The sequence below is a fragment of the Effusibacillus pohliae DSM 22757 genome, from assembly GCF_000376225.1.
Classification (GTDB): Bacteria; Bacillota; Bacilli; order Tumebacillales; family Effusibacillaceae; genus Effusibacillus; species Effusibacillus pohliae.
This window is the reverse complement of sequence record NZ_AQXL01000121.1, coordinates 62046-76906: the sequence shown is the minus strand read 5'-3', so window position 1 is coordinate 76906 and position 14861 is coordinate 62046. Positions and strand designations below refer to the sequence as shown.

Genomic DNA, 14861 nt, shown 5'->3' with positions numbered 1-14861 from the left:
CACTCTCGAATAGCGTCCAAGTATCTCATCCTTTCCAAGCAGGGCACAGCCGCCTGACCCAGGGAAATTTGATGGATGTGCTCGTGGCAACAATCATTTGTGCTCAAGGCGGCTGTGGCTAGTTTAAGCCTCGGGGTCGATCCCCCATAAAAAACACAACCTTCCTGTCCTGCTTGGTTTCATATTCGCTTATGGACGCCAAAAAGTAAATCGCTTTGGAGGACATTTTCATAATCATGTTGTGCCCCGCCAGGGGCATGGGGGTTTAAGTATACTTCAAGGCAGTTTTGTGACAAATGTTGCATACTCGGAAAAAATAGTGGTACTATGTAGAGTAGAATTGGCTTGACTAGGAGGAGATCCCGTGTTTCGTTATTATCTCGGCATTAGTATCATGTGTGTCATTTTCGCTTTATTTGCATTGTTCCTCTCGGAAAAACCGGCCGCCATCGCAACCGTGTTTGTAGGAATTGCCGGCGCGTTCCTTTCCATCGCATTCATCACTGCGGGCCCGGAATCCCGCTGGTAGAGGGAAATGCTTACATAGCGTGATCCGGCAGCTGTGCTGCCGTGACACGACTTGTACCCTCTGGATGCATACCAAGGGCTTGCAATTTAACGAAGACGGTCGTCATAACGGCCGTCTTGCGTTTTCGAGTCGAACAAAAAACGCACCTCAGTCGATTTTCTCTCGTTCAAAAATCAATTCAAACTAAGGCGTGAAAGGTCTGCCGCTCGGAAACTCAACGCTTGCTGTCGGACAATTCGCACACGATGATCGGCAGAATCTGCTCGGCATGCCGGTTCAGAGTGAAGACGGGAGCACCGTTGCGTCTGGCGATCTCGGGCAGTTGCCGACACGGTTCCATCTCCAGGCGGGTGCCCACAACCAGCAGCAGATCGGCTTTACCGACCCAGTCGACCGCTGTCGCGAAATGATACACGTCTTCCCCCACCAGCACGATATCCGGTTTTAAAAGATGGCCGCAAGACGGGCACTTGGGAATCGATTCGGTATACACCAAGTCAGACGAAAAAATGGCGGCACACCCTCTGCACACCAATTCCCGCAAATTTCCATGCAACTCCAGCACATGCGGACTGCCTGCCCGTTGGTGCAGCCCGTCGATGTTTTGCGTGATGATCGGCATGCCATGTCTGGCCAGGGCATAGTGGGCCGGATTCGGCTTTGCCTGTTTCCAATGCCGCAGCATATGCCGGTAATAGCGATAAAATCGTTCCGTTGAATGGAGAAACATGTCCAAAGTGAAAAAATCGCGCAATTCAATTCCTTGCCACTCGCCGGATCCGGTGGGCAACCCGCTGGCGACCGATATCCCGGCACCGGTTATCGCTACCGGTTGACCCGCTTGCTGGAGCAATTTTTTGCAGGTTTCCACCGTCTTCCGTTCCACCATCCCAATCTTCATCTGCTCCACCCCTTACCCGATAGTGTGAGCGGGACCGGGAGGAGCATGCATGAAAAAAGCCGCTCCCCGTTCCTGCAATCGTCAGGCACAAAAGAGCGGCATTCCGTTTAGCAGCAGCGGTTGACCGTTCCGCTGTCATAACGGTTTTTCAGCGCGTACATATAATACTCTTTTTCCGACATGGGAGGCCGGTCGGGATGGGTGGATCGGTGATGCTCCAAATACTTCTCGTAATCGGGCATGCCAAAAATCGTCTTGATATTTGACCTTGCCTGGCTGATCCACCCGAAAACCTGTTTCACAGCCGATCACCTTCCAATCGTAGTGGTCGGGATCTGCGACTGAATAAATGGGGTTTCCTTCAGCTCTACTTTTTCCTTGCGCACCAGGATCTTGTACCAGGTCCAGAACGCATTCAGGATCAACAGAATCACAACCGCAATAAACACTGCCGTTACCGCCGCATCCAGTTTATCGTTGAACACGATCTGATGCATCACGTTCATATTCTTGGCCGGCGCCAGCACTTTCCCTTGGGCAATGGCGGCCTCATAAGGTCGTGCATGAGCGTAGAAGCCGATCTTCGGATCGGAGGAGAACAGCTTCATGAATGCTGCTCCCAGAGTCGTCACGCACAGCCAGATGAACGGCACGATCGTCACCCAGGCATAACGGGCTTTCCCCATTTTGATGATGATCGTGGTGGCGACCGCCAGAGCGATTCCCGCCAGCATCTGGTTCGAGATGCCGAACAATGCCCACAGCGAGTTGATGCCGCCAAACGGGTCGACAGCTCCCTGGTACAGGAAGTACCCCCAACCAAGCGTAATCAGGGCGGATGCAACCACATTGTATGCAAACACGTCCGTGCGGGCGAACGGTTTGTAGAAGTTTCCGACGATATCCTGGATCATGAATCGGCCGATCCGGGTTCCGGCGTCGATTGTCGTCAGGATAAACACCGCTTCAAACAGGATCGCAAAGTGATACCAGAACGCTTTCGCGCCCGCCAGGAATCGCGAGAAAATCTCCGCCATGCCGACAGCCAGCGTCGGAGCGCCGCCCGTTCGCGACAGAATCGTCTTCTCGCCGATTTCTTTCGCCGCATTTGTAATTTGATCCGGCGTCACCTGGAATCCCCAGGACGAAATCGTGGCAGCTGCTTTTGCCGCATCGGCGCCGATCACAGCAGCCGGCGAGTTCATCGCGAAATACAAGCCCGGCTCCAGTGCGCAGGCGGCGACCAAGGCCATCACCGCAACTCCGGACTCCATCAGCATTCCCCCGTACCCGATCATGCGGGAATGGGATTCTTTTTCCAGCATCTTCGGCGTGGTGCCGGACGAAACCAGCGAGTGGAATCCGGAAACCGCACCGCAGGCGATGGTAATAAACAGGAACGGGAACAACGGACCGGCGAACACGGGCCCGGTTCCGTCGACAAACCGGCTGATGGCCGGCATTTTCAAATCGGGCAACACGATCAGAATGCCGAATGCCAGCAGGAAGATGGTGCCGATCTTCAGGAATGAGCTGAGATAGTCGCGCGGCGCCAGCAGCAGCCAGACGGGCAAAATAGACGCGATAAAGCCGTAAATCGCGATCATGATCGCCAATTTATCCGCTGTAAACGTGAACATTTTCGCCAGCGTCGGATCGGCCGCCACATATTGGCCGGCCCACAGAGACAGCATCAATAGGGCGAAGCCGATCAGCGATCCTTCCAGCACGCGGCCGGGACGGATATACCGCATGTACACGCCCATGAAGATGGCGATCGGGATCGTCATCGCGATCGTGAACACGCCCCACGGCGATTCTGCAAGCGCCTTCACAACCACCAGACCGAGCACCGCGATCAGGATGATCATGATTGCGAGAATGCCGAACGATGCGATCATACCGCCGAACGGACCGACCTCTTCCTTCGCCATTTGGCCGAGCGACTTTCCGTTGCGGCGCATCGACGCCATCAAAATCACGCAGTCCTGCACGGCACCGGCCAACACGACGCCGATGATGATCCAGAGCGCACCCGGCAGGTAGCCCATCTGCGCCGCAAGAATCGGCCCTACAAGCGGGCCCGCCCCAGCGATGGCGGCAAAATGGTGTCCGAACAAGACCCATTTTTGCGTGGGGACATAATCTTTCCCGTCGTTATGGATTTCGGCGGGAGTCGCCCGATTGTCGTTCACTTCATAAATCTTTCTGGCGATAAACTTACTATAAAACCGGTAAGCGACCGCATAGGTACAGACAGCGGCCACAATCAGCCAGGCGGCGGAAATCGTTTCTCCCCTCGAAAGCGCTAACAAGCCGAACGCGGCCGCTCCCAGGACCGAGATCGCCGTCCAGATAAGGATGGAAAGCAATCCTTTTTTCACAATGATCCCCCTTCGAAAAATTTTCTAACAATTAAAATATGGCTAATCCCATTATATTCATTACATCTTGGAAAAATCAATCCTTTAATTTTATTAAGGAAATAGAAAAAAGAGTGATGAGAGCGGCCCATCACTCTCTTTCACCGCCATGCACAAAATTGTCCCTCACAAACGGATTCGATTTCCGCTCCCGTTCGATCGTTGTCTCCGGTCCATGTCCCGGGTAGACCACCGTGTTCGGAGGGAGCGTGTACAGTTTGCTTCGAATGCTGTTGATTAAAGTATCAAAATCGCCGCCCGGCAAGTCGGTTCGGCCGATGCTTCCGTAAAACAGCGTATCCCCGGCGAACACCTGGTCTTGCAAAAGATACGCCACCGATCCGGGAGAATGGCCGGGTACAAACAGCACCGACAGCTTGCGACCGGCGAACGGGATCGTATCGCCTTCCGCCACAAATCCGTCGGCCGCGGGCCCTGTAATCGGCCCGCCCAATTGTGGCCATCGGCCGGAACCGTTTAACATCGGGTCGGTCAGCCATTCTTTTTCATTTTCATGGATGTAGATCGGAGCGCCGGTTGCTTCTTTCAGCTGGCGCAATCCTCCAATATGATCCAGGTGGGCATGCGTCAGTAAAATATGGGTCACCCGGTACCCGTCAACCGCATCTAACACGATATCCGGATTGTAGCCGGGATCGATGACGATCGCTGTGCGCGTCGATTCATCGGTCAGAACGTAGCAGTTGGTCTGAAATGCGCCAAGCGAAAACCATTGGACATGCATGGCCGCACCCCCTATTCAATCATGCCTTCAACCGGCGAGGAGGCGCTGGCGTACCGTTTTTTGGCGATTCTTCCGGCCAGAAATCCTTTGCGTCCGGCTTCCACCGCCAGCTTCATCGCTTCCGCCATCAATACGGGATCCTGCGCACCGGCAACAGCGGTGTTCAGCAACACCCCGTCAGCCCCCAATTCCATCGCAAGCGCCGCATCGGCCGGAGAACCGACGCCCGCGTCGATGATGACCGGAACTTTGGCCTCTTCGATGATAAACTTCAGGTAATGCGGATTTAAAATTCCAAGTCCGGAGCCGATCGGCGAAGCGCCCGGCATCACCGCATGTGCGCCCGCCTCTTGCAAACGCCGTGCCAAAATCGGGTCGTCGGAGGTGTATGTCAGCACCGTGAAGCCCTCTTGCACAAGGATTTCGGTCGCTTTCAGCGTCTCGATCGGATCCGGCAAGAGGGTCTTCGGATCCCCGATCACTTCCACTTTAATCATGTCGCACAGGCCGGACGCTTTCGCCAAGCGGGCGATGCGAACAGCCTCTTCCGCGGTTGCGGCGCCTGCCGTGTTCGGCAGTAGGGTGAATTGTTTCAGATCCAGCCTTTCCAGAAAATTGGGCGCATCCGGGTTGTCCAGATTCAGGCGGCGCACGGCAAATGTCAGCACTTCCGTGCCGGACGCTTCGACCGCCTTCTGTTGAATGTCCAGATCGGGAAACTTGCCGGTCCCCAAAAACAATCGGGAAGTGAAGACATGATCCCCAATCCGCAAAACATCCGCCTGGAGTGTTTCTGTCGACATTCTCAACATCCTCCTCATCAACCGCCGCCCACAAAGTGGACGATCTCAATTTTGTCGCCGGGGGCCAGTTCCGTATCCCCATACTTCTCACGCGGCACAATCTGCAGATTGTGCTCGATCACAATGATCTTGTCGTTGAGCCCGTAATGGTTCACCAGGTCGATCAGAGTTTTTGCCCCGGGAATCGATCTCATCTGCCCGTTAATCGTCAGTTCCATGCGGTTTCCCTTCCTCTCTGATCCGATCCACCTCGGCACGCATGGCCGCGGCTGCGGCATACACGTCATTCGCTCCGATGATCGCGCTGATCACCGCTACCCCGTTGGCGCCTGCGCGGATGATTTCTGCCACGTCCGGCTGTTTGATGCCGCCGATCGCGACAATCGGAATCGACACATGACGCCGCACTTCCCGCACCCCTTCCACGCCGATCACAGGTTCCGCATCCAGTTTGGTTTGCGTTGGGTGAATCGGGCCAAGTCCTATGTAATCGGCGCCCGCCTGTTCGGCAGCGATCGCTTCCTGCACGCTGTGCGTCGAGATGCCGATGATTTTTTCCGGTCCGAGCAGCTTTCTCGCCACCGCAATCGGCAGATCGTCCTGCCCCAAATGCACGCCATCCGCATCGGCTGCTAACGCGATATCAACCCGGTCGTTGACGATGAACCGGATGTCTGTCTCGCGGGTGATCCGCCGCAACAGCACAGCCATCTCCAGCAATTCGCGGGACGTGGCCTCTTTTTCCCGCAATTGGATACAGTCTGCTCCGCCGCCAATCGCCTGGCGAATCACATCTTCCAGGCGCCTGCCCTTTAAAAAGGCGGAGCCGGTGATCACGTACAATCTGCTGTCCATCACTTCCACACTTTCTCTGCCTGGTAATCAAAAAAGCCGCTTCCGACAGGAAGACGGCATCCGACCAGCCTGAATCAAGTCGCCACTTCCCTACGCTGGCATTACCCAGCCCAGACAACAAATTGCCTGACAGGTTCCAAGGGTTGAGGATCGCTCCTCTCTCAGCCGGTCTCCCAGCACCCCTAGTGGAAACTATTCAGTTACCCAAAACTGTACCATAATCTCAAGCGGAAGAAAAGGGGTGATGACGTTCCTGTTTTTCCCGACCACCACACAACGCTACGCAGGGAGGAGTGTTGCTCAGTACATCGACCCTGGTTTCAGGGGAAAACCAGAAGCGCCGATGTTCATTCCGTGCGTTTATCTGTGGAGAAAATGGGTGACCAATGGAGAATCATTGTTCCAGCAACCGGTTGTGTTCCACCTTGATGCAGGAATCCTGAATCGCCATGATGCCGGCTTCTTCGATCCGCTTGCACTGCTCGTTGTTGACGATGCCCAGTTGGATCCACACCGCCTTCGGCTTCTGTCGCATTTGCAGCACCTGGTCGACCACTTCCGGGATTTGCTCGCTTCTGCGGAATACATCGACGATGTCAACCGGTTCTTCCACATCCAGCAGGCTGGCGTGCGCTTTCCGGCCGAGCACGGTCGTCGCGTTCGGATTCACAGGCACGATTTCATACCCTTGCGATTGCAGGTATTGCGCCACCTGGTTGCTCGCTTTCGCCGGATCGTCCGACAGCCCGACCACCGCGATCGTTTTCGATTGCCGCAGCAGTTCGGCCAATTTTTGATCATCCGGATTTTTGTGCATGCGCGTTCCTCCTCGTTTGATTCTCTTGTCGTCGGGGTGATCCGACAGCTTGCGGGGTTAAACGGGTCGTTTCGACATATTTCTCGAATTTTTCGAATTGTGTTCCACGTGAAAACTGTCACCACAGGCATTTGACGCCGTAACGGCCCGACTTCGTCTGAAAAATCCCGACAAACCGCGGCGCCCGGTATTGCTGGATCCACCAATCATCACGAATGCGGGCAGCCAGGCAACCGGCCTGAAATTTGCTGTCGAACAGTTTTCCGTAATACACCCACGCCATGCTTGTCACCTCAGACACTATACTACCCCATATTCCGCCAAAATTACCGTGAGATCCCTCACGATATTTTCTTTTGTTGGAAATACTATGGTCGAGGTGATAGGAGATGAATTTGAAGAAATGGACATCGGTGCTGCTGGCGCTGTGCGCCTTTCTTTCGCTGGCCGGCTGCCGCCCGTCCGCCCAGGCGCCAAAATACGGGCCGACCCCCGACGGCATGAGCAAACCGGGCCAGGAGCGGACCCCGCCAGGCGAAGAGCATCCGTCAGCAAAGGAAGCGCAAGACAAACCGGCCAACCCCGACCAGCAAAAAAACATCCGCTCCCCGCAACAGGAAAAACGTTCGGAAGCATACGGCAACGCTTCGCAACAGGCGGATCATATCGCACAGGTATTGACAGGCATTCCCGGCGTGGAACGGGCTTATGTGCTGTTGACCGGCCGCCTCGCCCTGATCGGGATCGATTTGAAGTCGGATATCAGCGGTTCCAAGATCGACACGGTGAAATATTCGGTCAAAGAAGCTGCCGAACGAACGGGGCCGGGGTACAAGGCGGTTGTCACAGCGGACGTCGACACGGTGACGCGGATTCGCAAAATGGCCGCAGGCGTCCGCGCCGGCCGGCCCGTCTCGTCGTTTGCCGATGAACTCGCCGATATATTAAGCCGGCTGCTGCCGGAAACATAACAGCGCCCCAGCATTGTGAAGCAAAGCTCTGAAGCGTATTTCGAGTACTTTGCTGGGGACCCCGGAAAAATCCCCCCACAAAGTGGCGTGGGCAAACAATTCCACCATGTCTGGGGCGGAGTTGTTGAGAAACATCCCCCTGCACCGTTACGCGTGCAGGGGTGCGTCTTTTTGCAGGAGCGGCAGGATGACGGTGAAGGTAGTGCCTTTTCCGAGCGCGCTCGACACCACGATTTCGCCCCGGTGTTTTTGCACGATATTTTTCGCGATCGACAAGCCCAGACCGGTGCCGCCTTTCGAGCGGGTACGCGCTTTGTCCACTTTGTAGAAGCGCTCAAAAATAAACGGCAAATCCTCTTCCGGAATCCCTTCCCCGGTATCGGACACCGATACCCGCACATAATGCTCTTCCTTCTGCATAGCGACCGTTACGGCACCACCGCTCAACGTGTGCCGCATCGCGTTGTCGATCAGATTTGTCAGGACCTGCTCCAACCGATCCGAATCCCCGACGATCGGGTACGACTCGTGTTCGTCAAAATCGACTCGAAAATCGAGGCCGCGTTCATGCGCCAATGTCTGAAACTTGCGTCCAACGGATCGGACCACGCTGGCCAGATCGATCTCCGACGTGTGCAGCTCAAACTGTCCCGCCTCCAGCTGGGCCAGGTCGAGCAAATCGTTGACCAGCCGCTTCATCCGGTGCGTCTCGTCCAAGATGATGTGGGTAAGTTCCCGGCGCTGTTCCGGATCATCCCCGAACTCGTCCAGCAGAGCCTCCCCGTAGCCCTGGATCATCGCCAGCGGCGTGCGCAGTTCGTGCGAAACGCTGGCCACAAAATCCTTGCGCATCCGCTCCAGCGTACGCTCTTCCGTGACATCCCGAAAAACGGCCACCACCCCGCGCACCGCCTCCCTGCCCGGCTCGTACAGCGGGGTCATCGTCAGCGCAATATAACGCCCTTGCCAGTTGAGTTCCGTGACTTTCGTTTTCGGATCTTCCAGCACCCGATTTTTCAGATCGTCCAGTTGTTTCGGCAACCGGTCGTCGCCTGGACTGCCCGTTTCTTTCAGCAACAAGGCACGTAGCCATTTTTGCGCCGGCGGATTGGCGAGTGTCACTTTCCCGTCCAGGTCGGCCGACACCACACCGTCTGTCATCGACAGCAAAATTCCGGATAACTGTTCCTTTTCCTTCGACAAATGGTCGATCGTTTCCGCCAGACTTTCGGCCAGAAAGTTTAACGTATGCCCAAGGCGGCCGACCTCGTCGCCGGTCACCACGTTCACTTTCCCGTGAAAATCGCCCTGTGCCATTTTTTCCGCCACTTTTGTCATCTGAATGACCGGCCGCGACAGGTTTTTGGACACCACGAAAGCGAGTCCGGTGGTCAGCGCCGCTCCGACCGCGGCGGCAAAGAAAATCAGGCGGCGGATCTGTTCGATCGCCTTTTCAATTTCCGCTACCGGCTGATGAATCAGTAGCACTGCCCGCAATCGGTTTTGCTCCAGAATCGGATAAAACACCCAGGCGCTGTTCGTTTCCGATTTGAAGTTGCCGAAACCGGGGGTCGTACCGCGGCGCAGGACCGGTTCGCCATTCAGCAATTTCTGCCTGATGTCGGGCGGAAAATCGTCCAGATAATTCGAGTCTCGTTGGGAAAACAGGGGCCCGATGATATACATATGGCTGTTCGATTCCTTCAGGAGTTCCTCGCTGATCGTGATCGCCAGGCTCGGGTTCGTTTCCCGCACCAGCAGGTTGCTGATATAGGCCGCCCGGTTGGTCAGCGCTTCTTCCTGTGAGGAATAAAAATAAGTATCAAACAACTGTTCCAAGAAAACGGCCAGCAGCGACAGAACAAACACGACCAACGCAATGATCGTCAACCAGAGCTTGAGAACAACGCTGTTGCGGATCACTCGCGCACCTCGAACTTGTACCCGACTCCCCAAACAGTGACGATCATTTCCGCCACTTTTTCGGAATAGCGTCCCAATTTTTCCCGCAACCGCTTGACATGCGTATCGACCGTCCGCTGATCGCCGAAGAACTGATAATTCCATACATCCCGCAGCAATTCTTCACGCGAAAACACCTTGTCGGGACGCTGCACCAGGTAACAAAGCAGTTCGTATTCCTTCGGCGTCAGCGACACCTCTTCCCCTTCCACCAGCACCTTGCGCGAATCCATGTTGATCGTCAGTCCGTGTGTGGAGAGAACATGCGCGATCTCCTGATGCGCCGCGTCGTGTTTCGGCTGCGTCCGCTTTAACAGCGCTTTCACGCGCATCACAAGCTCGCGCGGCGAAAACGGTTTCACCACATAATCGTCCGCCCCCAGCTCAAACCCGTGGATACGGCTCGATTCATCGCCGGCCGCGGTCAGCATGATTACCGGCACGTCGCTTTTTTTGCGGATTTCCTCGCACACTTTGCGGCCGTCCATGCCCGGCAGCATCAAATCGAGCACAATCAGGTCATACTCATTGGCGAACGCCATTTCCAGCGCCTGCTGGCCATCTTCCGCTTCCTCCACTTGAAACCCGTTTCGTTCCAGGTACATACGAACCAGTTTGCGAATGCGCTCTTCGTCATCCACTACCAGAATTCGAACATTCGGTTCCATCGCTCTACCCTCCTCTAGATACCCCACAAAGTGAAGTGAAGCTTTGCAGCGTATTCCGAGTACTTTGCACCCAAATGCACCCAAAGGGTACAGTCACTGCACTTCCAATCCATTCGTTCAGGCGTATGCATGGAGACCCACGATCAGGAAGTTGACTCCCACCAGCAGGAACAAGATCACCACAAAACCGGCCACGGCCATCCAGGAAGCGCGCTCTCCCTCCCAACCGCGCGTCAGGCGAAGGTGCAGATAGGCGGTATAATACAGCCAGGTGATCAACGCCCACGTTTCTTTCGGGTCCCACTGCCAATAGGAACCCCATGCTTCCTGCGCCCAGATCATCGCGAACACCAAAGCGCCGAGCGTAAAAATCGGGTACCCGATTGCCACCGCTCGGTAGGAAAGTTCGTCAAGCGACGGCGCGTCCAACCCCTGCACCCACTCCGACACCGACAGAACCAATGGCTTGCGGTTCAACGAACGCAACAGACTGTACAGGATGAGGGCAGTCAAAAACGTCCACAACAGCGTATTCGACTTGACAGCTGCCTTGGCTCCCGTCATCCAGCTTGGAACGTTGAACAGCGGCAGCGGGATGCCAAGAAAGCTCCCGAGCGAGCCGATGGGAGTCCCAATCGGTCCGATCAGCGGCGGCAGCGAGTAGACATTGCCGGTGACAGGTTCCGCCAGTTGATAGTGCTGGATTTTGAAAATCAGCGAGATCGTGACAAAACCAAACAGTGCAATAAACAGGAACAAAACGAACTCCAGCGCCTTGCTCTTGCGGTCCCATTTGCTCACATCGGTGATCACCAACAGGTGCATCAGCGCGGCCGCGAACGCGATCGTCAGCACGCCTTCCCCCAGTGCCGCCGTGGTGACGTGAATGTACAGCCAATAGCTTTTCAACGCCGGAATCAGCGCCTGCGATTCGTCGGGAAACACATTCGCGTACCCCAATACGGCGAGCGCGGTCGGCGCGGCGAACGCCCCCAGGATCGGGAACCGGTAGAACGCGCTGATCACGACGAACGCCAGCATGATGCACCACGCCCAGAAACTCATGTATTCGTACATGTTGGATGTCGGCGAATGGCCGCTGCCGATCCAGCGAGTGATGAAACCTGCCAACTGGACGAGCACAGCGACGATGGCCGCCACATAGCCCCAGTGCGTCCAGACGTTGGCGTTCGCTTCCCCGTTTCTGATCTTCATCTTGCGGCCGGTGACGCCGACGATATAAAGGATCGAAGCGATCAAATAGCCGAAAAACGCCATCCAATACAGCCATGCAGAGATTGTCAACATCACGACTCTTTGCCTCCTTGCCGCACCCGGATCTCCTGCTGCCAGTCGAGCGCGCGGAAGATGCGTTCCAGTTCCTTGCGCATCCCGTACCAATTCTTGCTGGTGTGGGCACCCACGTGCATCACGCCGTTCCGCCATTGCCCCCAGACGCGGCGATGCTGGAAGTAAAAGACCAGAACAAGACCGGCCAGAACCACCACACATCCGGCGTACACAATCGGAATCCCGTTGTCTTTTTGCACGCGCAGCCCGGTCGTTAAAACCGTTTTGCCGCCGACCGGCACGAATTCAAAATTCGTGTTTTGCTCCAAGTCCATCTGCCGGAACACAAAAAAGAACTGCGGCGTGGGCTTGGCAACCCCCGGCCCTTCCACCTGCAAAAGCAGTACCGGGTTGTTCGGATCGGTCGAGCGGGTCACCGGCTGGTTGTTTTTAAAGTCGAAATCGGGAAAATAATCGAGCGCTCGCACGGTATACGGACCGACTTTATATTCCGTCTGGATATTGGAGAAATCGATCTGAAACCGTCCCAATGGCCGGCCGCTCCGCTTGTCCACCAGATCCACGTCGAGCGTCTTGATCATCGGCGGCAAAAAATTCGCCTGGAACAACAGCGTCCCTTTGTATTTCAAAGGATGGTTGACGATGATCTTGTCGTGCAGCACTTCTCTGCCCTGTTCCAGAATCGTCGCCTGTGTCTCGAAATGTTTCGGCCGCCCATCCTCATAAAATTCGACAATAAAGCGATCATTGCGAACGGAAAAATCGGACCCGGGCACTTTCACCGTCTGACCTTCTTCCACCCAGATGTTTTGCGACACGTACCAGCCGGGAATCAGCCGCGACAGCGCTCCCAGGATAATGATGATTAGGCCGATGTGTATGATGTATGCCCCGAAGCGGGAGATTCTCATTTTTTCCGCCAGAAACGCGGAACCCTCACGCCGGATCTTGTACCGCCGTTTCGCCAACGCTTCCGCCAGCCGGTCTGCCGCCTCCTCATCCGCATTTTCTACAGTGACATAGATCGGTTTGCGTTGCACCACCGACAAAGCCGGTTTGACCTCCTGCCGCTGCAGCGACTTGTAAAGTGGCACCACGCGTTCCAGCGAACAGATCACGAGCGATACGCCAAGCGCCAGCAACAGGCTGACAAACCACCAGGAAGTATACATATGGGAAAATCCCATTTTATAGTAGAATTCCCCAAACGTACCGTAATTTTGCGAATAAAAAGCGGCCGGATTGGCCGAAGGAATAAAGTTTTCCTGCGGTAAAATCGTCCCGATCACGGCCGACAGCGCGATCAGGACGATGATCACAACCGCCACTTTGACAGAGGCGAAAAAGTCCCATAACCACTCAAAAACGGAACGGCGCCGTTTGGCTGCCAGCGAATTCATCATGCATCCATCCCCTATGGCTGTGCAAGCAAAGGCTCCACCTTGCTTGCGATCAAATCTGCTGTCAACGGGCGCTCAAACTTCTCCTGCACCCGCCCCTGTTTGTCGATCAAAAACGAAGTCGGAATCGGCCCCACTTTGTACCGGTTCAATGTCACGTCCCGGTCAGAGTCCAACAAGACAGGGAACGTGACGCCAAACCGATCGGTGAATCCCTTCGCGGTCACCCTGCTTTCCGCGATATTGACGCCAACCACCGTAAACCCCTTGTCCTTGTACTGTTTGTAGGCGGTTTCCAGGGCGGGCATCTCCTCGCGGCAAGGGTCGCACCAGGATCCCCAAAAATTCAACAGCACCACTTTCCCCTTCAGATCGTGCAGGGAAACCGTCCTGCCGTTCAAGTCGGCCAGGCTGAAATCGGGAGCAGACTGTCCCGGCCCCACTCCCGTTTTATCCGCTTTCGTAAAATTGATCAGGGCGAAAATGATCCCCGCCGCCGCCAGAATCAGTACGCCGACGGTGACGGCCCTGCCCAGTTTGCTTCGAACTGCCACGTTAGCTGCACCTCATGTGAAAGCTGAAATTCTCGAATTATGTTTCCTAAAGGACATTATAACGTACCTTGAACTGATGGAGGCAGTGACTTGGTGAATTTTTTGTGAAAAAAGGGAGACGGTCATCCCCGCCTCCCTTGTAGTATAGCCGCCGAGTTGATCGTCCATGATCAAAAACTGTGGCCGTTTGCAATCCCCGCGATCTCGTAAAGCCGATCCACCTCCCGCTGCGTCAGCATCCGCCAGCTTCCCGGACGCAGGACGCCCAGCGTCAAAAACGCCAATTGCACCCGCTGCAGCTTGATCACCGGGTGGCCGACCGCTTCACACATGCGGCGTACCTGCCGGTTGCGTCCTTCGTGAATGGTGATGTCGAACAGGGAGCGTTCCGGCGTCCGCCGGATCAGTTTGACTTTCGCTGGAGCGGTCAACCCGTCTTCCAGCAGCACCCCTTTTTCCAGGCGGGACAGTGCATGCTCTGAGATTTCCCCTTTTACTTCAGCGCGGTAGCGCTTTTCTACCTCATGCCGCGGGTGCATCAGTCCGTTCGCAAGTTCTCCGTCATTGGTCAACAGCAAGAGGCCGCTGGTGTTCATGTCCAGCCGGCCGACAGGAAATACGCGCTCTTTTATCTGAACAATGTCGAGCACCGTCCTGCGTCCCCGCGGATCAGACGCGGTCGTCACGACACCGGTCGGTTTGTTCAACAACACGTACACCTTCCGCTCCTGTTCGATCAGTTTGCCGTCCACCGCGATCCGGTCCCGCTCCGGATCGACTTTCATTCCCAGTTCCCGCACCACCTGGCCGTTGACGGTGACTTTGCCGGCAACGATCAATTCCTCACACTTGCGGCGGGAAGCGACACCCGCCCGCGCCAGCACCTTTTGCAACCGTTCCACTTCCGACCCCCATCCCTGCT

17 protein-coding genes and 1 riboswitch are annotated in these 14861 nt (G+C 55.6%); of the genes, 2 read left to right on the top strand and 15 right to left on the bottom strand.

Annotated features, from left to right (window positions below; all coding sequences use genetic code 11):
• Window positions 1-364: 364 nt before the first annotated feature.
• Complete coding sequence (locus tag C230_RS22980) at window positions 365-529, top strand: hypothetical protein (RefSeq protein ID WP_018131965.1); 165 nt, start codon at window positions 365-367, stop codon at window positions 527-529.
• A gap of 214 nt (window positions 530-743) precedes the next feature.
• Here C230_RS22980 and C230_RS20100 read toward each other — a convergent pair whose 3' ends face one another.
• The 9 genes from C230_RS20100 to C230_RS22570 all read right to left on the bottom strand — a co-directional run bounded on the left by C230_RS20100 (window position 744) and on the right by C230_RS22570 (window position 7374).
• A complete protein-coding gene (locus tag C230_RS20100) occupies window positions 744-1430 on the bottom strand; it encodes an SIR2 family NAD-dependent protein deacylase (RefSeq protein WP_018131964.1) in 687 nt (228 codons plus the stop codon).
• A 107-nt stretch (window positions 1431-1537) separates the two neighbouring features.
• A complete protein-coding gene (locus C230_RS0110320) occupies window positions 1538-1732 on the bottom strand; it encodes a YbdD/YjiX family protein (protein ID WP_018131963.1) in 195 nt (64 codons plus the stop codon).
• A 6-nt stretch (window positions 1733-1738) separates the two neighbouring features.
• The gene (locus C230_RS0110315; RefSeq protein WP_018131962.1) at window positions 1739-3814 is read right to left on the bottom strand and encodes a carbon starvation CstA family protein; all 2076 of its coding nucleotides are present in this window, start codon (window positions 3812-3814) and stop codon (window positions 1739-1741) included.
• 130 nt (window positions 3815-3944) lie between these two features.
• The gene (locus C230_RS20095; RefSeq protein WP_018131961.1) at window positions 3945-4598 is read right to left on the bottom strand and encodes an MBL fold metallo-hydrolase; all 654 of its coding nucleotides are present in this window, start codon (window positions 4596-4598) and stop codon (window positions 3945-3947) included.
• Between the two features lie 11 nt (window positions 4599-4609).
• Window positions 4610-5401, bottom strand: coding sequence for a thiazole synthase (locus C230_RS0110305; RefSeq protein ID WP_018131960.1), 792 nt, complete (start codon window positions 5399-5401; stop codon window positions 4610-4612).
• 17 nt (window positions 5402-5418) lie between these two features.
• Window positions 5419-5619, bottom strand: a complete 201-nt coding sequence (gene thiS, locus C230_RS0110300) for a sulfur carrier protein ThiS (protein ID WP_018131959.1) — start codon at window positions 5617-5619, stop codon at window positions 5419-5421.
• Window positions 5603-6256 carry a thiamine phosphate synthase gene (gene thiE, locus C230_RS0110295; RefSeq protein ID WP_040393379.1) on the bottom strand — a complete coding sequence of 218 codons (654 nt, stop codon included), beginning with the start codon at window positions 6254-6256 and terminating at the stop codon, window positions 5603-5605. Before thiE ends, thiS begins: the two co-directional genes overlap by 17 nt.
• A gap of 70 nt (window positions 6257-6326) precedes the next feature.
• Window positions 6327-6450: riboswitch (TPP riboswitch) on the bottom strand.
• A gap of 200 nt (window positions 6451-6650) precedes the next feature.
• Window positions 6651-7073, bottom strand: coding sequence for a CoA-binding protein (locus tag C230_RS0110290; RefSeq protein WP_018131957.1), 423 nt, complete (start codon window positions 7071-7073; stop codon window positions 6651-6653).
• Window positions 7074-7191: 118 nt separating this feature from the next.
• Window positions 7192-7374 (bottom strand): hypothetical protein, encoded by a 183-nt coding sequence (locus C230_RS22570; RefSeq protein ID WP_156807422.1) that lies wholly within the window; start codon window positions 7372-7374, stop codon window positions 7192-7194.
• An 88-nt stretch (window positions 7375-7462) separates the two neighbouring features.
• Between C230_RS22570 and C230_RS21385 the strand changes: the two genes are divergently transcribed.
• A complete protein-coding gene (locus C230_RS21385) occupies window positions 7463-8044 on the top strand; it encodes a YhcN/YlaJ family sporulation lipoprotein (protein WP_018131955.1) in 582 nt (193 codons plus the stop codon).
• Window positions 8045-8191: 147 nt separating this feature from the next.
• On the opposite strand, the gene C230_RS0110275 is transcribed toward C230_RS21385, so the two are convergent.
• From C230_RS0110275 to C230_RS0110250, 6 genes are all read right to left on the bottom strand, one after another.
• A complete protein-coding gene (locus C230_RS0110275) occupies window positions 8192-9967 on the bottom strand; it encodes an ATP-binding protein (RefSeq protein ID WP_018131954.1) in 1776 nt (591 codons plus the stop codon).
• Window positions 9964-10674, bottom strand: coding sequence for a response regulator transcription factor (locus C230_RS0110270; RefSeq protein ID WP_018131953.1), 711 nt, complete (start codon window positions 10672-10674; stop codon window positions 9964-9966). The genes C230_RS0110275 and C230_RS0110270 overlap by 4 nt, the downstream gene beginning before the upstream one ends.
• A 117-nt stretch (window positions 10675-10791) precedes the next feature.
• A complete protein-coding gene (ccsB, locus tag C230_RS0110265; protein ID WP_040393375.1) occupies window positions 10792-11982 on the bottom strand; it encodes a c-type cytochrome biogenesis protein CcsB in 1191 nt (396 codons plus the stop codon).
• Window positions 11982-13388, bottom strand: coding sequence for a cytochrome c biogenesis protein ResB (gene resB / locus C230_RS0110260; RefSeq protein WP_018131951.1), 1407 nt, complete (start codon window positions 13386-13388; stop codon window positions 11982-11984). Before resB ends, ccsB begins: the two co-directional genes overlap by 1 nt.
• 11 nt (window positions 13389-13399) lie before the next feature.
• On the bottom strand, window positions 13400-13939 hold the full coding sequence (gene resA / locus C230_RS0110255) for a thiol-disulfide oxidoreductase ResA (RefSeq protein ID WP_018131950.1): 540 nt from the start codon (window positions 13937-13939) through the stop codon (window positions 13400-13402).
• A gap of 170 nt (window positions 13940-14109) precedes the next feature.
• Window positions 14110-14841, bottom strand: a complete 732-nt coding sequence (locus tag C230_RS0110250) for a pseudouridine synthase (protein WP_018131949.1) — start codon at window positions 14839-14841, stop codon at window positions 14110-14112.
• Window positions 14842-14861 lie beyond the last annotated feature (20 nt).

Excerpts from the sequence above, each read along its gene's own strand:
- C230_RS20100 (WP_018131964.1), bottom strand. The coding sequence starts at position 1,430 with ATGAAGATTGGGATGGTGGAACGGAAGACGGTGGAAACCTGCAAAAAA.
- C230_RS20095 (WP_018131961.1), bottom strand. The coding sequence starts at position 4,598 with ATGCATGTCCAATGGTTTTCGCTTGGCGCATTTCAGACCAACTGCTAC.
- C230_RS0110305 (WP_018131960.1), bottom strand. The coding sequence starts at position 5,401 with ATGTCGACAGAAACACTCCAGGCGGATGTTTTGCGGATTGGGGATCAT.
- thiS (WP_018131959.1), bottom strand. The coding sequence starts at position 5,619 with ATGGAACTGACGATTAACGGGCAGATGAGATCGATTCCCGGGGCAAAA.
- thiE (WP_040393379.1), bottom strand. The coding sequence starts at position 6,256 with ATGGACAGCAGATTGTACGTGATCACCGGCTCCGCCTTTTTAAAGGGC.
- C230_RS0110290 (WP_018131957.1), bottom strand. The coding sequence starts at position 7,073 with ATGCACAAAAATCCGGATGATCAAAAATTGGCCGAACTGCTGCGGCAA.
- C230_RS21385 (WP_018131955.1), top strand. The coding sequence starts at position 7,463 with ATGAATTTGAAGAAATGGACATCGGTGCTGCTGGCGCTGTGCGCCTTT.
- C230_RS0110270 (WP_018131953.1), bottom strand. The coding sequence starts at position 10,674 with ATGGAACCGAATGTTCGAATTCTGGTAGTGGATGACGAAGAGCGCATT.
- ccsB (WP_040393375.1), bottom strand. The coding sequence starts at position 11,982 with ATGTTGACAATCTCTGCATGGCTGTATTGGATGGCGTTTTTCGGCTAT.
- resB (WP_018131951.1), bottom strand. The coding sequence starts at position 13,388 with ATGATGAATTCGCTGGCAGCCAAACGGCGCCGTTCCGTTTTTGAGTGG.